The following is a 20,854-nucleotide window of genomic DNA, read 5'->3' on the forward strand; positions in this document are numbered from 1 at the left end:
GGATTCATTTTCGCCCCCTTTCTGCAAAGGAGGAAGTGTGATGTCAGATATTATCATCTCGAATATTGGCCCAAATGTAAGTTCACAATTCGATGAGCTAACGGTATCACAAAAAACTCCAATCGTGGAGTTAACTTCTGTATACGGTCTATCCTCTCTAAGGGATGCTGTTACGACTGCCGGGAGTGGGACGGTTACCAATAATGCTACGGAATATAATTTAAGCAATACCGCTATCGGAATAGATTCAGCCATTTTAGAAAGTGTACTGAGAGGCAGGTACGAGCCGGGCTTTGCAGGGGAAGCTGGAATGGGTGTTCGTATACCATTGCTACCAACAGGTAATCAGGTTGGACGATGGGGGTTGTTCGACGATCAGAATGGAGCATTTTTTGGAGTCAATAGTACAAATGTATTCGTGGTCATACGCAGAGGAGGAACGGATACAACAATTCCTCAAAGTTCATGGAATGTAGACCGATTAGATGGAACTGGTCCAAGTGGAGCGACGCTTAATCTATCTAAAGGCAATATATTTCAAATCGTCTTTACCTGGTATGGGTATGGAGTGATCGAATTTAGAGTGGTCATCCCTAATCCGTCCACTTTAGCGCAAGAGGTGATTACCGTAAATCGTTTCTCCCCAACAGGTCAAACGAGTTTTATTGATCCCAATCTCCCATTAAGAGCACAAATCAATAATAACGGAACCGCCGCAGCCTACAGCCTTTTTGTCGGAGGAAGACAATATAGCATTATCGGAAAATATGATCCTACCTTTAGAGTCACTTCGGAAAGGAGGAGAATTACAAACGTCACATCAACACTAACACCAGTCCTATCATTTACAAGAAAAGCAGTTTTCCCATCGGGATCAGCTAGAACCAATTCTGTGCAGGTGGATCTAGAAGAAATTAATATTATTTCATCCGTAGATCTTAGCTATCAAGTACTTGTGGGAGGAACGCTAAATGGATCATTTGTTAATTATCCCACAGCTACAACGATCATTCCCGATAGTGAGACGGCTCTGTTAGTAAATAATACGTCCACAACGATTACCGGGGGAGAAGTGGTGTTTCAAGGTGTTACAGGAGGCGGAAAAGGCGATACCAGGATACTAGCTTCTTCAGAACTGTTGGACTTCACGCTTCCTGAGAATCAAACCGTAACATTAGCTGTGGCAAATATTGGCGGGGGAGGTTCGAATACAGTTGATGTGGTATTTAGAGTAGCTGAGAGTTGGTAAAACCCACGGGTTGTAATCATATTCTACAAATAATAGAATGGGGGAAAAAGAGAATGATTTTATCCACCGGACCAATAGAAAATAATCCGGTCAGTAATGTAAGGCTGACGCAACAGTTGACTATCAAAATTGATAATCGTGACTTAGTCGATACCTCGAGTATCTTGATTCAGGGATATTACTTAATCGGGACCAGAACGTTATATGTACTTGAGTTAATTTCTGTAGATCCAAATCAAGTTCTAACAAAAAATTATTATGCTGACTTTGATGCTTTCGAATTTGTCTTTACAACGAGCGGTTTAGCAGAACAACAAGTTCAAATTTCGGTTTGGGGTAAGGATGCAGATGGGCAGCTTGTATCAGCGCATCGCTTAGTAGCTTCTGAACAACTTGGCGAAGCATAAGAAGCAAGACAATCTTAATAGTTGTATATTTCCGAATGGCTGCTAATTATCTTTGTACAAATACAACAATCTTCCCGAAAATTTTAGTTATCGGAACAAGTTCTTGTCAATTTCTGAAGACAAGAACTTGTTCCGATTTGACAAGAACATTATCCGATTCCCGTCGGCTTACGCCACAGGTACTCCTTTTGCTGTTGCGAGGCGAGGATTTTTTTGTGGGTTGGAAACGAGGGTTCGAATCGGTCAATATATCTATTACTGGAGATTGATTCTTGCTATGTTGGATTCTGTAAACCACATTTCGTTTGCAGGGCTGACTATAGGATTGCTGATCATTGCAGCTGATTCTCCTTTCACAGAGTTAGGCTTAGTACTTCGATTATGGGCGGAGGGCTATCAGCAATAGGACTATTTAAACAAGAATATTTCGGTTTGGATCGTTACCATTTCGACACCGTTTTGGTGTAAAAAAATAAGTAATGGGGCCAAGATTCATGATCATAATTTACAGGTAAGAGAGAAAATTAATACCCTAAGTAAGGGGATCATTTCAATGAGTATACTGAAAATAAGATTTTTTGTTATCATGGCTAAGAATATACTGATGGAAGACATTATGGATAGGAGATATATAACTGATGAAACAAAATAAATACGACGATACGAATTTCTTCTCAGCCTATAAACAAATGCCTCGTTCCATTGGTGGGCTTGAAGCAGCTGGAGAATGGCATGTATTACAACCTCTGATCCCAGACTTACATAATAAAAGTGTTCTTGATTTAGGCTGCGGATTTGGCTGGCATTGTCTATATGCACGCGAGCAGCAGGCAAGCTCAGTCGTTGGCGTAGATATCTCTGAAAAAATGCTTCAAGAAGCGCGTGAAAAAACAGACGATCCAGCTATTTCTTATATCCAGATGCCGATTGAGGATATTGAATTTGCGAGCGAACAATTTGATGTGGTCATCAGTTCATTGGCCTTGCATTATGTAAAGTCTTTTGAAGCTATCTGTCGCAAGGTTCATACTTACCTTAAGCCAGGCGGCAGCTTTATATTTTCAGTGGAGCATCCCATCTTTACTTCTCGAAATGAACAGGATTGGTATGTGGATGACCAAGGCAATCGTCTTCATTGGCCTGTAGATCATTATCAGTCTGAGGGATTGCGTGAAACGACCTTCTTAACAGAAAATGTGATTAAATATCATCGTACAATTTCAACCTACTTCAATGACTTGATTGGAGCCGGGTTTGCTATCAAAGCAGTTAAGGAGCCTAAGCCTTCTGATGAAATGAGCGATGATCCGTGGATGAAGGACGAGGATCGCAGACCGATGTTCCTGATTATTTCAGCTGAAAAAGAATAATCATCTCATTAACATGACTATTGTTTGAATATAGAAGCGAGGGTTATCCTCGTAGTAGTTTATCTACTACAGGGACAGCCCTATTTTCAAAATATAAGAAAGTTTACGTTTCACACAATACATTATCCATATATTTCTCGCAAAAACGCTTACCGTCCTTTAGGGACGCTGTAGGCGTTTTTGCTTGTTGATGCAATTCACCTCTATATTATACTTGAGTTCTGCTGTGTACACGGTACTGTCTAGGGGACATGCCGAACCGACTTCGGAATACACGGTGAAAATAAGTATAGTTCGCGAAACCGCAGGTTTCTGCTACTTGCTCCAGCGGCATCGGGCTGAAGGTTATTCGTTCTCTTGCCATCTCTAGCCGGACATCATTTACATATTTGATAATACTGGTCCCGAAGGCCTCCTTAAATAAATGAACGGCACGGGAGACGGAAATATCTACATGCGCGGCAACATCCTCCAACAGAAAAGGTAAGGTTGCATGCTCCTCAACATATTGCTTCATTCGGTAAGCTAGATAGCCTTTAGGCGTAATCGCTGGCTGATCTGTAATGAGTCTGTCGATTTCCATACACAGGATTTGCAGATAACAGGCAGATATCGCTGGTGAGAAATCGGAAAGACGTCTGTGCTCAAGAATTAGCTGACGAAATAAGCCGAGGAAATTCTCACTCAGTGGCACACTTAAGAGTGAGGGTCTCTGAGCACGTTCCCACCATTCAACAATCCAAGTTCCTTCACAAAAAATATGATAATCTCCGCTTTCAATCCGCGGCTTACCTACAGGATACTCTTCCTTATCAATGATTAAATAGTAAGGATCATTAGGAGCAAACAGCATGATATCGCCGCTCTCCACTGGAGTCATCACACCGTCGATCATTGCTCGGCTTCGGCCCTCTGTTTGCAGACGAATTAAATAGTTCTGATTTCCATGGCTATGTGACATATGAAAAGGTTTGCGGTGAAAGGAAAATCCAGCAGATAAAACGTGACAGGTAGTTGATTGATTCATGTGTCCTCCTTGATGTCTAGAAATGATAATCAGATTGTTCATGTTTTAATCATATTATTCATTTTATTATATACGCTTTCATATTACTATGTACCTAAGCAATAAAGAAAGAAATCGACCATCCACGCTATACGGAGTCGATATTAGCTATGCAAACAAGAATGGCAGTTGAAGGAAACTAATGGGAATCAGATTAGTCAATTCTGCAACAGCATTATTGTTCAAGTGATTGCTGCTGTTGATCTCTTTGGGGACGAGCAGCAGAAAGAAGTTTAAATGAATTAGTAAGCTAACCCTAAACCCATTGGAGTGATTAGAAAATGCTGAAGATAGGTCTGCAATTGTACACGCTTAGAGAAGAATTGGAACAGGATTTTGAAGGAACACTGCGTAAGGTAGCAGCCCTTGGATATAAAGGCGTAGAGTTTTTCCACTATTTCGGCCGCACCGCAGCAGAAGTTAAACAATTGCTAAATGAGCTTGGACTGGTTGCGCTCGGCGCACATCGTCCATATGACGCATTGTTGAATGATACAGAAGCAGAGATCTCTTACAATCTTGAGATTGGAAATCCAAATTTGATTGTTCCTTATTTGTCAGAAGAACAACGTAACTATGAAGAGGTTGCCGCGAATCTGAAGGTTATTGGAGAAAAGTGCAAAGCGGGCGGAGCAGTTCTTCTGTATCACAATCATGATTTCGAGTTAACAGATAAATATGGTGATAGTGACCGTACTGCTTTTGATGGATTGTTTGAAGAGGTGCCGGCTGACCTGTTGCAAGTGGAAATGGATACTTGCTGGGTACATCATGCAGGCTATGATCCAGTTGAATATATCAATAAATACGCAGGTCGACTGCCGATCATCCATCTGAAGGATTTGAAGAAAAAAGAAGACGGCTCTCCGGAAACTGTTGTACTAGGTGAAGGTGAAGTGAACCTTACTGCAATTTTAAATGCAGCTGTACAGGCAAATGTGGAGTGGGCGGTAGTAGAGCAGGATTTCTGCAGTCGTTCACCATTAGAAAGTGTAGAAGATAGTTTGAAATGGGTAAAAGCATACGCAAATCAAGGAGGAAAAGTTAATGTCTAATAAGTTGAGAATTGCTATTGTAGGTTGCGGTGGTATCGCAAATGGGAAACATATGCCAAGTTTGTCACGTCAGAAGGATGCTGAAATGGTAGCTTTCTGCGATATCATAGAAGAGCGTGCACAGAAAGCCGCTCAGACTTATGGCGCTGAAGGCGCTGCTGTTTATACAGATTACACTGAGCTTTTGAAAGATGGCGGATTTGATATTGTTCATGTATGTACACCAAATGACAGTCACTCCGTGATTACTATTGCTGCATTAGAAGCAGGTAACCATGTAATGTGCGAGAAACCAATGGCTAAAACCACTGCCCAAGCACAAGAAATGTTGGATGCTGCGAAGCGTACGGGGATGAAGTTGTCTGTCGCTTACCAGAACCGTTATCGTTCGGATAGTGAATACCTTAAAGCACTCTGCGAAAACGGCGAACTAGGTGATATCTATTATGCAAAAGCAATTGCCCTTCGTCGTCGTGCGGTTCCTACTTGGGGCGTGTTCCTGGATGAAGAAAAGCAAGGCGGCGGCCCACTGATCGATATCGGTACGCATGCACTTGATCTTACTTTATGGATGATGGATAATTATAAACCACGCAGTGTTATGGGCTCGTCTTTCCATAAACTGAGTAACCGAAAGAACGCTGGAAATGCCTTTGGTCCTTGGGATCCTGAGCAATTTAAGGTAGAAGATTCAGCTTTTGGATTTATTACCATGGAAAATGGTGCTACAATTGTACTTGAATCCAGCTGGGCACTAAATGTATCTGAGTATCGAGAAGCTCAGACGCTTCTTGCAGGTACAGAAGGTGGTGCAGATATGAAGGATGGTCTGCGCCTAAACGGTGACCGTGGTGGACGTCTGTATGAGACCAAAGTAGACTTGTCTGCTGGTGGAGTAGCGTTCTTTGATGGAGGACAGGAAAATGAATCTGATCGTGAAGCTCGCTTGTGGCTTGAGGCGGTTAGAGAAGACAAGGAACCTGTAGTTAAACCTGAGCAGGCCCTCGTTGTTACTCAAATCTTGGAAGCTATTTATGAATCTTCACGTACAGGTCGCGCTGTGTATTTTGACGGCACATCAGATAATTAATAGGGAAGTAGGAGTGGAAGTCATGAGCTCAAAGATACATTCCGTAGTCATCGTTGGCTTTGGTGGAATGGGAAGTTATCACGCGAAATTAATTAAGGAGACTAACTCCCTAGAAGTGGTAGGGACATACGACTTGCTTGAAGCACGTCGTGCGGACTCCATCAATGCTGGTTACAAGGTATATGAAAGTTATGAAGAAGTATTAGCAGATCCTGCAGTTGAGATTGTTCTTATTGCTACACCAAACGATGTACACAAAGAAATTGCTATACGTGCGCTCCAAGCTGGCAAACATGTTATTTGTGAGAAGCCGGTCGCTATGTCGAAGGTAGAGCTTCAAGAAATGCTGGCTGCTGCGGATGCAGCAGGACGTGTGTTCATGGTACATCAGAACAGACGTTGGGATGAGGATTTCTTAACCATCAAAAAAATGTACGATCAAGAGACCATCGGTTCTTTGTTCCAGCTTGAATCTCGCGTACACGGAGCGAATGGTATTCCAGGAGACTGGCGCCATGTCAAGGCACAAGGTGGAGGAATGTTGCTAGATTGGGGCGTTCATTTATTAGATCAGCTCTTATTTATGATCGATAGCAAAGTCATCAGTGTGAGCAGCAGTCTGAGCTTTATTCTAGGTAATGATGTAGATGATGGCTTTGAAGCCATCCTGCAATTTGAGAATGGAATTAAAGCTATCGTTGAGGTTGGGACAACTAACTTTATTACGCTGCCTAGATGGTATGTGAAGGGTATTGAAGGAACGGGTATTATCGAAGATTGGTCTTTAACTGGACGTTTAGTAACCAGAAACAATGAAGGTGAAAAGATCGAGCCTAAGCCTATACGTGCTGGTGTTGGATTAACCAAAACTATGGCGCCTCCTTCAGAAGGGGCTACGATTACAGAAGCTTTACCTCAACCTGCGGAACTAGGCTCTAGCTTCTATGACAATTTCGCAGCCGTTATTGAGGGAACAGCTGAGCCAATCGTTAAGAATGCCGAAGTAATGCGTGTTCAGAATTTGATTGAAGCTATTTTTGAATCTGCTGAGAAGAATCAAGTAGTAAAAGACTTCGATATGTATGGTGAAGGTAAGTAAACTATTTGCAAAAGAGGTGACTTACAATGAAACTTGGAGTATTTATGGTCTTGTTTGGGGGTCGCAAGCTGGAGGATGCTCTTGATTATGTAGCGTCCAAAGGACTAAAGGCGGTAGAGATTGGTACAGGAGGGAATCCTGGTAACAGCCATTGTGACCCTAAGATGCTTCTCGAGAATGAGACAGCACTGAAAGAATTCAAACATGCTGTGGAATCCCGTGGATTGACGATCAGTGCATTGAGCTGTCACGGAAATCCCCTACACCCACAAAAAGAGCTTGCACAGAAGGATCATGAGGACTTTGTGAACTCGGTCAAATTGGCGCAGAAGCTAGGAGTTCCAGTCGTTAATACGTTCTCTGGCTGTCCAGGTGATCATGAGGGTGCCAAGTATCCGAACTGGCCGGTAGCGCCATGGCCAAATGATTATCAAGAAATTCTGGATTGGCAATGGGAAAATAAAGTGATTCCTTACTGGACTGAATGGGGAGCATTTGCCGCAGAGCATGATGTGAAGGTTGGTCTTGAGCTGCACGGCGGATTCTCCGTTCACACACCTGCTACTCTACTGCGGTTGAGAGAAGCTGCGGGTGAAGTAATCGGAGCTAACCTTGATCCGAGCCATATGTGGTGGCAAGGAATTGATCCGGTGCAGGCAATTCATATTTTAGGCCGCCAAGGCGCAATCCATCACTTCCACGCTAAAGATACAGTTATTGATCCAGTCAATGTCAATATGCATGGCTTAACTGATATGCAATCCTATACCAAAATGCTTGATCGTGCATGGCAGTTCCGTTCGGTTGGCTTTGGACATGATCTTAAGACTTGGGCTGATATTATGAGCGCTCTTCGTTTGGTAGGATATGATTATGTGGTCAGTATTGAACATGAAGATGGATTGATGTCTGTGGAAGAAGGCTTCTCCAAAGCTGTAAGTAATCTTCAACAAGTATTGATTGAGGAGCCACTAGCAGAAATGTGGTGGGTTTAGATTAAAGGGTATAGATATAAGAAATGACGTGCGCAAGCACGTCATTTTTCCTGTATTAATAATCTGAATTTTAAACCATACAAATTGGAGGACGATCATGCAGCCGATAAAAATACAGAGAGAACACAAACTACAAATTACATCCAGCATTCAGGATTATTTTGAAACGGAGCTGTCTAGCGAAATTGGCCAATTAGCAAGTGAGAATCTTCTTGATTTTATGCTCAAAGAACTCTCACCTTATATTTATAATCAGGCACTGGCAGATGCCCGTAAAGTGATTGAGCAAAAGATGATTTCCATTGAAGAAGAATTGTATGCACTTGAGCAACCAATAACATCTGCTAGAAGATAGTCCGCAACATAATGTATTGTTTACCGCTGATTGGTAATCGTTACGTCTGGATCAGTCTCAGCTTCATAATCTACACCCTCAGTCTCAAATCCGAATAACTGGAAAAACTCCTGTTTGTAGCTTTCTAGATCTGTCAATTCATAGATATTGTCTGTCGTGAGTTTATCCCAGATTTGAGTCACTTGATTCTGTACATCCGGGGACATCTCCCAGTCATCGATTCGGATACGCCCTTCTTCGTCCACAGAAGTCCCTTCGATCGCATAAAGACGTTCTGCAAACAACCGATAGGTTTGCTCAATACAACCTTCATGAAGTCCTTTCTCTTTCATGACTTTGTATAACGCAGAAGTGTACAGGGGGACGACAGGAATTGCTGAGCTAGACTGTGTGACCAGTCCTTTCGTAACTGCTACATAGGCTCGACCGTCTATACTAGATAGTTCATCGTTAAGAGTGTGTGCTGTTAATTCTAGATGATCTTTTGCACGTCCAATCGTTCCCTTACGATATACAGACTGGGTGATTTCCGGCCCGATATATGAGAATGCGATGGTGGTGGCATGATCGGCCAAAGCTCCGGCTTGATGAAGAGCTTCAATCCAAAGCTGCCAATCGTCACCACCCATCACTCGAATGGTATCATCGATTTCTTTGTCTGTAGCAGGCTCAATAGAAATTTGACTAACTTCACCCGTATGAAAGTTTACGGTTTTATTCGTGTAGGTATCTCCTATAGGTTTAATTACGGAGTTATAAACTTCACCCGTCACAGGATCTGTTCGACGGGCTGAAGCAACGCTGTAGATGACTAGATCAACTTGTCCCAATTCACTGCGAATCAGCTGTATGGTTCTATCCTTAGTTTCCTTGGAGAAGGCATCACCGGTTACGCTGTAGGATTGAAGTCCAGCTTTCTCTGCAAGTTCCTCAAAGGCTGCTGAATTGTACCATCCAGCAGAGGCTGTACGGGCTCCATTGCTGCTGCTCTGGCGGTAGACGCCTACTGTGCTGGCTCCAGCCCCAAAGGCGGCTGTAATCCGTGAGGCGAGGCCATATCCTGTAGAGGCGCCAATGACAAGCACCTTGCGTGGTCCTTTGATCTCGGGTTGTGTCTGGATATATTCGATTTGCCGCTCTACTTGACGAGCGCAACCTTGCGGGTGTGCGGTAGTACAGATAAAGCCGCGTGTTCTAGGTTTAATAATCATGTTAATCGTTTCCTCTCTTTCATGAAAAGCGGGCTAATGAGACTCGTTTGTTCTAATTTTAACAATTTTCAATCAAATGGAGAAGGATTGTTTATCGTTTGATACTTATTTCATTATGGTGGTGAGATCTTGGAGAGCTTTACTAAAACAAAATTAACGACAGAGCAACAGAATGATTTGGTAGGTGCTACTTTTGGAAGCCATGTGAGCATTCAGCGAAGTACTGAACTGACAGGTGGCTATTTTAACGCAGCATATGACCTTTTATTATCAGATGGAAGAGACATGATCCTTAAGATAGCTCCGTCAGCTGAAGCAGATACCCTTAGTTACGAGCATGATATTATGTCTGTAGAGGTTGCGGCGATGCGACTGATGAAGTCAAAAGGAACAGTACCTGTGCCTGAGGTATACGCTTATGATAACAGTAAAGAAATGATTTCAAGCGAGTTTTTTTTCATGGAGAAAATAGTTGGCCAGCCCTATAATGAAATTAAGGAAGCGCTAAGCTCGCAGCAGAGAATAAGTATCGAGGAAGAGTTAGGTCGTTACTCCCGTTTAATTAATGAAATTACTGGTGAGCGTTTCGGATTATTTAGTGCGTCCACACCAGTAAAAGGAACTTCATGGCGGGAAACTTTTAAGCATTTGATAATGAACCTGCTTGAAGATGCACGTCGTTTAAAGGTAGAAATGCCCATTCCGTTAGAAACTGTTGAGGCAGAGATCAAAAGTCACTTACATGTTATGGACGCAGTCGTTGAGCCTCGTCTAATACATTGGGATTTATGGGATGGCAATGTGTTTGTGCGAGAGGGCCGCATTGTTGCATTGATTGATTGGGAACGGGCACTTTGGGGCGATCCACTTATGGAATATTATTTTCGCTATATTGAGAATTCAGAGCATTTCTGCAGAGGTTACGGGAATAGCTTCGACAGCCCAAACGAACATGCCCGTAAAAAACTCTACGACTTATATATCGACTTAATTTACTTCATCGAGTGTTATTCGCGTAAGTACGATAGCCAAAGTCACCTTGAGTGGGCGCATGATAATCTGCTTGAGGGCTGGAAGCGGTTTATGAATTAACACATTTTTGACACAACTACAACATGAAAGATAGGGAGACTGAGCAACAGTAGGGGAGAATTCTTATATTTGAACGGCTGAGTGTACATATTGATACCGTAAGTTTGCTGTAGCCGCTGTCGATACTACGTTTGTTTCACGCTCATTTATGCACAAATAGCATTGCTTACTGAAGTACATGGCCATGTAACTTTTGCTTTGGTTGTATTATTCGTGTATATTTTGATAGTGGGCTTTAGAATCATGGCAGTATTCCTTCCATACCATTTATTGTATTTAGCAGTACCTAGTAGTTCTTCCTTATTCTCTATTTGCGTATTTTAAAGAGGAGCTATCGCAACTATTGAGCACGCAATAATTAGATCTAGTACTAAAGTGTGAGGTTAGCCGTATTTTTTTCAGAAAAATCTTGACTAGAACCCTTAAAACTAGATAAAATAATACTTATTGCTTACAACATGCTGAGAATCATTATCATAATTGACGAGGAAATGAGAGGGTGACAAGATGGAGCGCCTTTTAGAGGTAAAAGACTTAGCGATATCATTCAAAACACACGGCGGAGAGGTACAAGCGATCCGTGGTGTTAGCTTCCATGTAGATAAAGGTGAAACTCTAGCGATTGTTGGGGAGTCAGGTTCCGGTAAAAGTGTAACCTCACAAGCGGTTATGAAGCTAGTTCCTACACCACCAGGAGAATATAAACGCGGACAGATTCTGTTCGATGGACAAGATTTGATTGGCAAGACAGAGAAGCAGATGCAGAAAATCCGCGGTAAAGAGATCGGTATGATCTTCCAAGATCCGATGACCTCTCTGAATCCAATGATGAAGGTCGGCAGACAAATTACTGAAGTGCTGCTTAAACATGAGAACATCTCCAAGGCTGATGCGAATAAACGTGGGATTGAGCTTCTCAATCTTGTAGGTATTCCTTCTCCAGAACGTCGCTTCAATCAATATCCACATGAATTCAGTGGTGGTATGCGTCAACGTGTTGTTATTGCAATGGCACTTGCTGCGAACCCTAAACTTCTGATTGCGGATGAGCCGACTACTGCGCTCGACGTAACCATCCAAGCACAAATCCTTGATTTGATGAAGGAATTGCAGAAGAAGATTGATACGGCTATTATTTTTATCACCCATGATCTCGGGGTTGTAGCAAGAATGGCAGATCGTGTAGCTGTAATGTATGCTGGACAAATTGTTGAAATGGGAACAGCGGAAGAGATCTTCTACGATCCAAGACACCCATACACTTGGGGCTTGCTAGCTTCCATGCCAAGTCTAGAGAGCAAAGGATCTTTGCTAACAGCAATCCCTGGTACTCCTCCAGATTTGATCAAACCGCCTAAGGGCGATGCTTTCGCACTACGTAGCACTTACGCTATGCAAATCGATATGGAGAAAGAGCCTCCAATGTATAAGGTTTCGGATACCCATATGGTGAAGTCTTGGCTAATGCATCCGATGGCTCCTCAGGTGGAACCGCCGGCAGTTGTTAAGAACAGACAACGTGTGCTTAAGAATGCTTATCCAGAGCCAGTTTTGGTACAAGAAGGCGCTAATTAAACAGATTATTTTACGAAAAATATAAAAGGAAACGTCAGGCCATTTCGATGGCTTGGCGTTTTTTTTATATGTATGAATGTTCACTATTATTTAAATAAATATGAATTAATACGAACTTAATTAAATAAAAGGATTGACTATTGTTCGTTTTCGTTTCAAAATGAAAAGGCATACATAGGGGGTATAACGATGAGAAAAGCAATTATGACTACAATGATCAGCGTTTCATTATTAGCAGTAACCGCGTGCAATGATAATTCAGCTAGTTCCAGCAACACAAATAACGTAGCTGACTCTGCGCAGCCTGTCTTAAAAAATGTATCTGTACATGATCCGTCGATCATTATGACAGATAACAAATACTATGTGTTCGGCTCTCATTTAGCATCTGCTAAATCAAATGATCTGATGTCTTGGACTCAGCTGTCCTCTGGGGTGGTAGAAGGAAACGTACTCATTCCTAATGTCAAAGAGGAGTTTGCTGAAGCATTAAAATGGGCACAGACGGATACCTTATGGGCACCCGATGTTATCCAATTGGCGGATGGCAAATACTATATGTATTACAATGCTTGTAAAGGGGATTCCCCGTTGTCTGCACTCGGCATAGCTGTGTCGGACAATATTGAGGGACCTTATAAGAATAAAGGAGTCATTCTGAAGTCAGGTATGATGGGCAAGGGTGATGATGGAGAAATATATGATGCCACTCAAAAGCCGAATGTAGTAGATCCGGATGTGTTCTTTGATAAAGAAGGGAAGCTGTGGATGGTCTATGGCTCTTACTCCGGTGGTATTTTTATTATGGAAATAGATGCTAATACAGGCTTCCCGCTGCCAGATCAAGGTTATGGCAAAAAGCTTCTGGGTGCGAATCATGCTCGGATAGAAGCTCCATATATGCTGTACAGTCCGGAAACGGATTACTACTATCTGTTCCTATCCTACGGTGGTCTGGCTGCAGACGGTGGATATAACATCCGTGTAGCTCGTTCAAAGGCGCCTGATGGACCTTTCCAAGATTCTGAGGGTCAGGATATGATTAATGCACAAGGATCGCCATCCGTATTGTTCGATGATCCAGCATATGCTCCTTATGGAGTGAAGCTAATGGGGAATTTCGAATTCTTGAATACGGATGACGAGCTGCCAGTGAGTGGAGAAGGATATGTATCACCAGGTCATAACTCAGCGTTTTATGATGAAGAGAATGGCAAGTATTATCTGATCTTCCATACACGGTTCCCGAATCGTGGAGAAAAGCATGAGGTAAGAGTTCATCAGATGTTTATGAACAGTGAGGGTTGGCCGGTTGTAGCCCCACACCGCTATGGCGGAGAGACCATAGAGAAATACACAAAAGAGCAAATTTCAGGTGAATACAAATATGTAAACCATAACAAAGACATTACGGCTGATATCGTGCAGTCGGAGCTGATTGAATTAACTAAGAGCGGTAAGATCAAAGGAGCGGTAAAGGGGAAATGGAAGCTTATCAATGATCATACGGCTGAGCTTACCATTGACGGTTCTACTTATAATGGGGTGTTCCTAAAAGAGTGGAATGAAGCAACAGCTAGTAACGTTATGACGTTTACTGCGGTTTCCAAGGAAGGTATCTCTATCTGGGGGAGCCATGTATCAACGATGGAATAATAGATTTTTTTGAAAATTGGCAGTAGAAACGGGGTTCCAATTAGTCCTGAGAATGACTAAGCTGGAACCCCGTTTTATGGATGAGTGGTCAGTCTTCAAACTTCCGAATCACAATGACAGCATTATGCCCACCGAAACCAAAGGAGTTAGACATGCCTATAGTAAGATCAGATTTTCGCGCAATGTTCGGGACGTAATCCAGATCACAGATGGAATCTTTGACCTCCTGATTAATGGTAGGTGGGACGATTCCTTCTTGAATGCTCTTAATTAGGGCAATGGCTTCTAGGCCACCGGCCGCCCCTAATGCGTGTCCAGTCATGGACTTATTAGCGGTTACGGGAATCTGGTAGGCTTGATCACCGAATAACTTCTTTATCGCAAGGGTCTCGGAGCGGTCACCTACTACTGTACTCGTGGCATGAGCACTAATTACATCCACCTCTTCGGGCTGGAGATTAGCTTCATTCAGGGCCAGCTTCATCGCTTGATAAGCACCAATTCCTTCTGGATGGGTGGCGACCACATGATAGGCATCAGAGCTGGCACCATAACCGATAACCTCTCCGTGAATCTTGGCGTTTCTACGCTGCGCATGAGAAAGTGACTCCAAAATAACTATTCCGCCACCTTCACCGATAACAAATCCGTCACGTTCCCCGTCAAAAGGCCGACTCGCCTTAATCGGCTCCTCATTTCGAGTGGATAAGGAGGTGGCATTGCCGAAACTGGCTAAAGAGATTTCAGTAATGGCTGCTTCTGATCCACCAGCAATTACGATGTCGGCACCTCCATAACGGATCAACCGGAAGGCTTCACCGATTGCCGTATTTCCAATAGAGCAGGCAGTTACTGGAGACATTGTAGGACCTAAGGCTCCTAATTTAATGCTGATCATCGCCGCAGCTATATTAGAGATCATCATGGGAATTAAAGTGGGGCTGACCCGATCTGGTCCGCGGCCCTTTAACACATTCCCTTGTTCCATCAAGGTTTGAATTCCACCAACGCCTGATCCTACATAAACTCCGAGACGTTCCTTGTCAATCTTATCAAGCTGTAGACCGGAATGTGTCCAGGCATCTTCAGCGGCTGCCAGGGCGAACTGACTAAATCTATCCATTCTGCGTGCTTCTTTACGGCCAAATCTGGCCTCCGCATCGAAATCATTCACGACTCCCGCGATCTTTGTCTTAAAGTTAGAGGTATCAAATGAAGTGATTGGGGAAATACCCGACTCACCAGAAACTAGACGATCCCAGAATTGTTCTATTGTATTTCCAAGGGGCGAGATTAAGCCCATACCTGTAATAACTACGCGTTCCATAATGAACCTCCTCAAGAAGTGTATACAGGTATTTTTCCACTTATTTTATCCTATTACAAGTTATCGTTTATCCTAGTATAATTTGTACTATACTAAAGAATGTAACAGAGAGGAGAGTAAGCGTATGGCTAATCAGACGAGATTGCAGGCATTATCAGATTTCTTAAAAGCACGCCGTGCAGCGATCTCACCCAGCTCTGTTGGACTGCCAGAAGGCACACGCAGGAGAACGCCTGGACTTCGCAGGGAAGAAGTTGCACAGCTAGCGGGAGTAAGCAGTACCTGGTATACGTGGCTAGAACAGGGCAGGGATATTAAAGTATCTTCGTCTGTTCTGGACTGTATTGCGACTGCCCTAAAGCTAACTAATGATGAGCGGAAATATCTTTTTGCACTAGCACTAGAGACTGGAACAGGGAACGTTCTATTTCAGCAAGAGGAATCCTCAGTAATAAGTCCTTCTCTACAGAAAATTTTACAGGAGCTTAAGACTTGTCCTACGATTATTTCAGACCGACGTTGCGGGATTGTTGGTTGGAATGAGGCTGCAGCACATGTGTTTCTAGATTTCTCTAAGTTGCCCATCGAGGAGAGAAACATGATTCGTTTGTTATTTGTTCGTAAGGAGTTCAGACGATTAGCTGTAAATTGGGAACAATTCGTAAGTGGTTATCTATCCATCTTCAGAGCGTATTACGGACAATATGTAGAGGATCGTTGGTACGATGAATTTATTGAGGAATTAAAGGGACTGCATCCAGCGTTTAATGAAATGTGGGAACATAGTCGTGTAAGCTCTGCTCCAGATGTGCTATTGGAATTCAGACATGCCAAAGCAGGGAAAATGTTATTTCATTTAACCTCACTACAGGTTCAGGGCAGCACAGATTTACGTTGTAGTATTTATACGCCTGCCGCGGATTCAAATACTGAAATCAAACTGAAGCAGCTTATGGAGCAGCATAAAGAATGACACAAGTTCCCACCTGCAAGGTTTTTGTAAAGGATAATACTCTTATTCATAGAAAACGGGCATGTCCCCTAGCCATCTACATGGCTAGGGGACATACCCGTTTAATTGTCCAAAGATTAATGAGTGGCTATATTCTTTTTATTGGCGTATTTACTTCCATAGATTCTGTACAATATCAATCCGAACAGCATACCGATAAATGACATCACGGAAATTGTTAAATAAAGGACCTTACCTCCAAAGGCTTCATATAATGCTCCACCTGCATAAGAGGCGAGAATTCCTGATACACCGAAGAACAGTAACGCCAACACAGTTTGACCCGTAGCACGCCATTCCACAGGTACAATACTATATAGATACTGAATAGCTGCAGAGTAGAATACCGGGAAGGTAAGGATTTGTAGAATCTGTAGATAAGCTAATAAATGCGGATCCAAAATCCAGGCCGAAATAAAGAATCGAAGAAAATAAAAGGCTCCAGAAATCGAAATAATGATTAGCTCTTTTCCTTTGCGCAGCCACCAAAAGCTTAAGGCGAACACAATAATTTCACTCATTGCGGCGATAAAGAACGATTGACCAACTAATTCAGGACTGCCACCAAGCTCGCGAATATAAACTCCAAGGAAGGTATCGTTCATTCGTGCGGGAACGGAGCTAATAAAGATGAGCACTAGAAATAGCAGTGTTTCTTTGTTGCTAAGAAAATGCTTCAGGCTGTCAAGTGTGACCGGTTTACCGGTCACAGGAGCATCTGGCATGAACCAGCTGACTACGAAGCTTGTAAGACTAATCGCGACGAACAGCAAGGCCATCCCTTGTGAACCGAAATAACTCATCACATAACCTGTGAGTAAGGCCATAACACCGTACCCTAACGCACCGTATGTACGTATCGAACCATAACTAATTCCAGCTGCCTCAGAGATCCGGAAATTCAGGCTTTCAGCTAGCGGATCGATAGGCATTAAGAAGAAATAGAGCAGCATCGCAAAAAGAATAAGTCGCACGTAGCTGCTAGAATCGAATAAAAAGTATCCCGTCACCGCAGAGCATAACAACAGAATTAACAGCACTTTGCGGATCGTTCTTGTTTTGTCACTGATCATCCCCCATAAGGGTTGAGCAATAATGGTAACAAACCCTCCAGTACCAATAATGAATCCAATTTGCGCCGGGTTAAGACCCTGCTCCCCTAAATAGACTGGCAGAAAAGGAATAAACATAGCCAGCAACGCAAAATACAAAAAGTTAAACCCTCGTAATAGTGTTGGTGCATTCATAAGTCTCTTTACCTCACGTATTTAATGATATTTGTATAGTGTCAATTTGGTTATTGTATCACGGATGTTGAATGATTAGGATATAAATCTATGATAAAAATATACTATTCTCCCATATGATATATCCATTCAAGGTTCAGTTCATTTTCATAGAATGTGGTATAACCTTGAAAGGAAGTGTTAAGAATGGCGTCAATTATTGATTATGGTTCTACGTTTTTAACTGTTGATGGTCCAGTATTGGCGGTTGGTGTTGGTCAAGGAATAACTACTACCTCTGTATTTCTTGATCCGGCTAATCCTGCAACTTATCGTTCGAGAGTTGAGCTAAAAGCGAGTTTCGGTGTTGATAGTTTTTCATTTACAGATGATATTCGCGTAGATATTTACAGAGGTGCTACAAAAGTATACAGTAGCCCGCTCAATCGATTCTTCGATCCTGGTAACAACCTTCAGATTGTAAACGTGCTTGCTGTGGATGGTGGACTGCCGGGAACCCAAATTTATACACTTGGTGTTCTATTTGCTAATAGTAATAATGCTGGAAGTTTAATTCAAATAAAAGGCCCAATTACATTCACAGCTACAGCAATTGGTCTATAAGTTAGCTAGCGTATGAATTAACCAAAAGCTGCACCAATTCTCCGCAATGGAGAGAGGTGCGGCTTTTGCTGCTATACATATCCCGTCAGCTCACTATAGTGATATAATAACCGCAGTAATAGTATAATTAAAGCAAAATGCAAGGAGAAAAGCCGATGATAAAGCTGGTATCATGGAATGTAAATGGCCTTAGGGCATGTGTCACTAAAGGGTTTAATGACTATTTCAAAGAAGTAGAAGCAGATATTTTTTGCGTTCAAGAGACTAAGCTGCAAGCAGGACAAATTACTATGGAGCAAGGCGAAGAATACGAGCAGTATTGGAATTACGCAGTGAAAAAGGGCTATTCAGGCACGGCAGTGTTCACCAAAATCAAACCGATCTCTGTGAGATATGGGATGGAAGAAGATGAAGAAGCAGAAGGTCGGATCATTACATTAGAGTTCGAACATTTTTATCTGGTCAACGTCTATACGCCTAACGCCAAACGAGATCTGTCTCGATTGGAATATAGAATGGAATGGGAAGACCGTTTCCGTAACTATCTCTTAGAACTGGACAAGCGTAAACCAGTTGTTGTCTGTGGAGACCTAAACGTTGCCCATGAAGATATTGATATCAAGAATGCAAAGGCTAACCGTGGGAACTCCGGTTTTACGGATGAAGAGAGAGGGAAAATGAGCACACTGCTAGAGTCGGGCTTCATAGATACGTTCAGATATCTTCACCCGGAGCTAGAGGGAGTGTATTCATGGTGGTCTTATATGCCGAAGGTGAGAGAGCGGAATGTGGGCTGGCGAATTGATTATTTCTTAGCTTCTTCTAGACTTGCACCTAATGTAATTGATGCTCAAATTGATTGTCAGATCATGGGTAGTGATCATTGCCCAGTCATGTTGAAGCTAGCTGATTTTTCGGAATAAAAAAAGTGATAAGGCCGCTAAGTTCCTGCATAGGACAAAGCGGCCTTTCTTTTATTAACTATACCTATTGTATTCTTCCAATTATATCATCGAATTCAAGTGGTCCCATATTCACATTAATCCGCTGCTTAAGGATTAGAGTGTTCTCTAGAATATTAATATCAAGTGTAATCAAGAAAGGCATTTCAACAAATAGCAAGGACAACTGAAGTTGATCTTCTGCAGTCCAAGTAAAGCTGGACATAATCCGGTTCATGAAAGGCTCCAGGATGAGTGCAAAGCTTTCGAGCCATTGTCCTCGGCCTAATCGAATAACATTCTTTTCACCAAGTTTAGTTATTAAAGTAACTTCAACTTCATCATTGTTGAAAGAGATAGAGATAGTAGCTAGTGAAAATTGGTTATCCTCGAGTGTGTAGGTTACACCATTAATTTGATCTTCTAGAGAAGATGACTGCTGCGATTGTGGAGGGTCTATCGATAATTTCTTTAATTGGTCTGCCAATTTGGCTGCTAATGCTTGTTCTTCCAGAAGAGGGACATCTTTCATATTGGGTAATAAATGCTCCCACACTGCATTCAAAATACCTTGAATACTATTTGAAGCGGCAGTAATAGCAATTACCGCATCCTGATCAGGAAGAACAACGCAGAGTTGTCCGAATGCGCCATCGGCGCGGTAGGCTCCGTGTTGGCATCTCCAGAATTGATAACCATATCCGAGCGCCCAGTCATGATCGCCTTCGCCATTGGAAATGTGTTTGGAAGTTGCCTCATTAATCCACTGTTCAGGCAGGATTCGTTGATTATTCCAGATCCCTTTTTGTAAGTAAAGCTGGCCGAATTTAGCGATATCCTCTGTGGTAATGCTTAAGCCAAATCCCCCCGTGTTAATTCCACGTGGACAAGACTGCCAAGTTGCTCCGTGAATACCGAGCGGAGCGAACAGACGCGGTTCTAGATATTCTAGCAGTGTTTGGCCAGTAACTCGTTGAAGGATCGCGGACAGCATGTAAGTGGCGCCGGTATTATATAGAAAATGTGTACCTGGTTGTTTCTCCACTGGGACTGAGAAGAAAGCTTTAACCCAATTCCCGTCTGCACTTTTATGAAGTGTGTCCATAGTATCCACGACATGCCCGGTACCCATCATCAATAGATGTCTGATTGTCATGTTGGATAGATTGTCAGTGTTAGTCGCAGGAGCCTCTTCAGGGAAGAAGGAGATAACTGCATCGTCGAGCGTAATTAGCTTTTCTGTAACCGCAAACCCTATTGCAGTTGAGGTGAAGCTTTTGCTAAGGGAAAATAGCATATGTGGAAGATCGGACTTATAAGGAGACCACCAGCCTTCAGAGACCACATACCCATGCCTAAGGAGCATAAAGCTATGCAGACCTAAGCTTTGCGTCTCTACTGCATCAATAAAGCTGGATATTGCGGCTGATGATATGCCCTGCTCTTCTGGAAGACTTCTAGACAACTGCAAGCTACTTGTAGTTTCCATTCATTCATCTCCTAA

At 42.6% G+C, this 20,854-nt stretch carries 20 protein-coding genes; 15 read left to right on the forward strand and 5 right to left on the reverse strand.

Annotation, left to right across the window (positions count from 1 at the left end):
- Positions 1-40: 40 nt before the first annotated feature.
- The 4 genes from NYE25_RS02570 (at position 41) to NYE25_RS02585 (ending at position 3,026) form a co-directional block, all read left to right on the forward strand.
- Positions 41-1,249: a hypothetical protein gene (locus NYE25_RS02570; protein ID WP_341145018.1), complete on the forward strand. Its 1,209-nt coding sequence runs from the start codon at positions 41-43 to the stop codon at positions 1,247-1,249.
- A gap of 53 nt (positions 1,250-1,302) precedes the next feature.
- Positions 1,303-1,656 (forward strand): hypothetical protein, encoded by a 354-nt coding sequence (locus NYE25_RS02575; protein ID WP_341145019.1) that lies wholly within the window; start codon positions 1,303-1,305, stop codon positions 1,654-1,656.
- A 103-nt stretch (positions 1,657-1,759) separates the two neighbouring features.
- Positions 1,760-2,062: a hypothetical protein gene (locus tag NYE25_RS02580; RefSeq protein WP_341145020.1), complete on the forward strand. Its 303-nt coding sequence runs from the start codon at positions 1,760-1,762 to the stop codon at positions 2,060-2,062.
- A gap of 232 nt (positions 2,063-2,294) precedes the next feature.
- Complete coding sequence (locus tag NYE25_RS02585) at positions 2,295-3,026, forward strand: class I SAM-dependent methyltransferase (protein WP_076282853.1); 732 nt, start codon at positions 2,295-2,297, stop codon at positions 3,024-3,026.
- A 208-nt stretch (positions 3,027-3,234) separates the two neighbouring features.
- Here NYE25_RS02585 and NYE25_RS02590 read toward each other — a convergent pair whose 3' ends face one another.
- Positions 3,235-4,053, reverse strand: coding sequence for an AraC family transcriptional regulator (locus NYE25_RS02590; protein WP_042187534.1), 819 nt, complete (start codon positions 4,051-4,053; stop codon positions 3,235-3,237).
- A 320-nt stretch (positions 4,054-4,373) separates the two neighbouring features.
- On the opposite strand from NYE25_RS02590, the gene NYE25_RS02595 reads away from it, so the two are divergent.
- The 5 genes from NYE25_RS02595 to NYE25_RS02615 all read left to right on the forward strand — a co-directional run bounded on the left by NYE25_RS02595 (position 4,374) and on the right by NYE25_RS02615 (position 8,686).
- Positions 4,374-5,147, forward strand: a complete 774-nt coding sequence (locus tag NYE25_RS02595) for a sugar phosphate isomerase/epimerase family protein (protein ID WP_076282852.1) — start codon at positions 4,374-4,376, stop codon at positions 5,145-5,147.
- Positions 5,140-6,237, forward strand: a complete 1,098-nt coding sequence (locus NYE25_RS02600) for a Gfo/Idh/MocA family protein (protein WP_341145021.1) — start codon at positions 5,140-5,142, stop codon at positions 6,235-6,237. The genes NYE25_RS02595 and NYE25_RS02600 overlap by 8 nt, the downstream gene beginning before the upstream one ends.
- A 22-nt stretch (positions 6,238-6,259) precedes the next feature.
- On the forward strand, positions 6,260-7,336 hold the full coding sequence (locus tag NYE25_RS02605) for a Gfo/Idh/MocA family protein (RefSeq protein WP_341145022.1): 1,077 nt from the start codon (positions 6,260-6,262) through the stop codon (positions 7,334-7,336).
- 26 nt (positions 7,337-7,362) lie between these two features.
- Entirely contained in the window at positions 7,363-8,331 is a 969-nt protein-coding gene (locus NYE25_RS02610) for a sugar phosphate isomerase/epimerase family protein (RefSeq protein ID WP_042187542.1), read from the forward strand.
- A gap of 97 nt (positions 8,332-8,428) precedes the next feature.
- Positions 8,429-8,686 carry a DUF2164 domain-containing protein gene (locus NYE25_RS02615; RefSeq protein ID WP_341145023.1) on the forward strand — a complete coding sequence of 86 codons (258 nt, stop codon included), beginning with the start codon at positions 8,429-8,431 and terminating at the stop codon, positions 8,684-8,686.
- A gap of 20 nt (positions 8,687-8,706) precedes the next feature.
- On the opposite strand, the gene fabV is transcribed toward NYE25_RS02615, so the two are convergent.
- Positions 8,707-9,897 (reverse strand): enoyl-ACP reductase FabV, encoded by a 1,191-nt coding sequence (gene fabV / locus NYE25_RS02620; protein WP_341145024.1) that lies wholly within the window; start codon positions 9,895-9,897, stop codon positions 8,707-8,709.
- Positions 9,898-10,026: 129 nt separating this feature from the next.
- On the opposite strand from fabV, the gene NYE25_RS02625 reads away from it, so the two are divergent.
- The 3 genes from NYE25_RS02625 to NYE25_RS02635 all read left to right on the forward strand — a co-directional run bounded on the left by NYE25_RS02625 (position 10,027) and on the right by NYE25_RS02635 (position 14,220).
- A complete protein-coding gene (locus NYE25_RS02625) occupies positions 10,027-10,989 on the forward strand; it encodes a phosphotransferase family protein (RefSeq protein ID WP_341145025.1) in 963 nt (320 codons plus the stop codon).
- Positions 10,990-11,496: 507 nt separating this feature from the next.
- The gene (locus tag NYE25_RS02630) at positions 11,497-12,564 is read left to right on the forward strand and encodes an ABC transporter ATP-binding protein (protein WP_076282847.1); all 1,068 of its coding nucleotides are present in this window, start codon (positions 11,497-11,499) and stop codon (positions 12,562-12,564) included.
- A gap of 189 nt (positions 12,565-12,753) precedes the next feature.
- Complete coding sequence (locus NYE25_RS02635) at positions 12,754-14,220, forward strand: glycoside hydrolase family 43 protein (protein WP_341145026.1); 1,467 nt, start codon at positions 12,754-12,756, stop codon at positions 14,218-14,220.
- An 88-nt stretch (positions 14,221-14,308) separates the two neighbouring features.
- Here NYE25_RS02635 and fabF read toward each other — a convergent pair whose 3' ends face one another.
- Positions 14,309-15,547 (reverse strand): beta-ketoacyl-ACP synthase II, encoded by a 1,239-nt coding sequence (gene fabF / locus NYE25_RS02640; protein ID WP_341145027.1) that lies wholly within the window; start codon positions 15,545-15,547, stop codon positions 14,309-14,311.
- 124 nt (positions 15,548-15,671) lie between these two features.
- Between fabF and NYE25_RS02645 the strand changes: the two genes are divergently transcribed.
- The gene (locus NYE25_RS02645; protein WP_341145028.1) at positions 15,672-16,520 is read left to right on the forward strand and encodes a helix-turn-helix transcriptional regulator; all 849 of its coding nucleotides are present in this window, start codon (positions 15,672-15,674) and stop codon (positions 16,518-16,520) included.
- Positions 16,521-16,636: 116 nt separating this feature from the next.
- Here the strand turns inward: NYE25_RS02645 and NYE25_RS02650 are convergent, their stop codons facing one another.
- Positions 16,637-17,806 (reverse strand): MFS transporter, encoded by a 1,170-nt coding sequence (locus tag NYE25_RS02650; RefSeq protein ID WP_341145029.1) that lies wholly within the window; start codon positions 17,804-17,806, stop codon positions 16,637-16,639.
- 186 nt (positions 17,807-17,992) lie between these two features.
- Between NYE25_RS02650 and NYE25_RS02655 the strand changes: the two genes are divergently transcribed.
- Both NYE25_RS02655 and NYE25_RS02660 read left to right on the forward strand, forming a co-directional pair.
- Positions 17,993-18,409 (forward strand): hypothetical protein, encoded by a 417-nt coding sequence (locus tag NYE25_RS02655; RefSeq protein ID WP_341054245.1) that lies wholly within the window; start codon positions 17,993-17,995, stop codon positions 18,407-18,409.
- A gap of 158 nt (positions 18,410-18,567) precedes the next feature.
- The gene (locus tag NYE25_RS02660) at positions 18,568-19,332 is read left to right on the forward strand and encodes an exodeoxyribonuclease III (protein ID WP_341147669.1); all 765 of its coding nucleotides are present in this window, start codon (positions 18,568-18,570) and stop codon (positions 19,330-19,332) included.
- 64 nt (positions 19,333-19,396) lie between these two features.
- Here the strand turns inward: NYE25_RS02660 and NYE25_RS02665 are convergent, their stop codons facing one another.
- Positions 19,397-20,839: a serine hydrolase domain-containing protein gene (locus NYE25_RS02665; RefSeq protein ID WP_341145030.1), complete on the reverse strand. Its 1,443-nt coding sequence runs from the start codon at positions 20,837-20,839 to the stop codon at positions 19,397-19,399.
- Positions 20,840-20,854: the final 15 nt, after the last annotated feature.

The sequence above is a fragment of the Paenibacillus sp. FSL E2-8871 genome, from assembly GCF_038000345.1.
Lineage (GTDB): Bacteria > Bacillota > Bacilli > Paenibacillales > Paenibacillaceae > Paenibacillus_AQ.

What these genes read in the sequence shown, in the direction of transcription:
- NYE25_RS02570 (WP_341145018.1), top strand. Translation starts at nt 41, where the DNA reads ATGTCAGATATTATCATCTCGAATATTGGCCCAAATGTAAGTTCACAA.
- NYE25_RS02575 (WP_341145019.1), top strand. Translation starts at nt 1,303, where the DNA reads ATGATTTTATCCACCGGACCAATAGAAAATAATCCGGTCAGTAATGTA.
- NYE25_RS02585 (WP_076282853.1), top strand. Translation starts at nt 2,295, where the DNA reads ATGAAACAAAATAAATACGACGATACGAATTTCTTCTCAGCCTATAAA.
- NYE25_RS02590 (WP_042187534.1), bottom strand. Translation starts at nt 4,053, where the DNA reads ATGAATCAATCAACTACCTGTCACGTTTTATCTGCTGGATTTTCCTTT.
- NYE25_RS02595 (WP_076282852.1), top strand. Translation starts at nt 4,374, where the DNA reads ATGCTGAAGATAGGTCTGCAATTGTACACGCTTAGAGAAGAATTGGAA.
- NYE25_RS02600 (WP_341145021.1), top strand. Translation starts at nt 5,140, where the DNA reads ATGTCTAATAAGTTGAGAATTGCTATTGTAGGTTGCGGTGGTATCGCA.
- NYE25_RS02605 (WP_341145022.1), top strand. Translation starts at nt 6,260, where the DNA reads ATGAGCTCAAAGATACATTCCGTAGTCATCGTTGGCTTTGGTGGAATG.
- NYE25_RS02610 (WP_042187542.1), top strand. Translation starts at nt 7,363, where the DNA reads ATGAAACTTGGAGTATTTATGGTCTTGTTTGGGGGTCGCAAGCTGGAG.
- NYE25_RS02615 (WP_341145023.1), top strand. Translation starts at nt 8,429, where the DNA reads ATGCAGCCGATAAAAATACAGAGAGAACACAAACTACAAATTACATCC.
- fabV (WP_341145024.1), bottom strand. Translation starts at nt 9,897, where the DNA reads ATGATTATTAAACCTAGAACACGCGGCTTTATCTGTACTACCGCACAC.
- NYE25_RS02630 (WP_076282847.1), top strand. Translation starts at nt 11,497, where the DNA reads ATGGAGCGCCTTTTAGAGGTAAAAGACTTAGCGATATCATTCAAAACA.
- NYE25_RS02635 (WP_341145026.1), top strand. Translation starts at nt 12,754, where the DNA reads ATGAGAAAAGCAATTATGACTACAATGATCAGCGTTTCATTATTAGCA.
- fabF (WP_341145027.1), bottom strand. Translation starts at nt 15,547, where the DNA reads ATGGAACGCGTAGTTATTACAGGTATGGGCTTAATCTCGCCCCTTGGA.
- NYE25_RS02645 (WP_341145028.1), top strand. Translation starts at nt 15,672, where the DNA reads ATGGCTAATCAGACGAGATTGCAGGCATTATCAGATTTCTTAAAAGCA.
- NYE25_RS02650 (WP_341145029.1), bottom strand. Translation starts at nt 17,806, where the DNA reads ATGAATGCACCAACACTATTACGAGGGTTTAACTTTTTGTATTTTGCG.
- NYE25_RS02655 (WP_341054245.1), top strand. Translation starts at nt 17,993, where the DNA reads ATGGCGTCAATTATTGATTATGGTTCTACGTTTTTAACTGTTGATGGT.
- NYE25_RS02665 (WP_341145030.1), bottom strand. Translation starts at nt 20,839, where the DNA reads ATGGAAACTACAAGTAGCTTGCAGTTGTCTAGAAGTCTTCCAGAAGAG.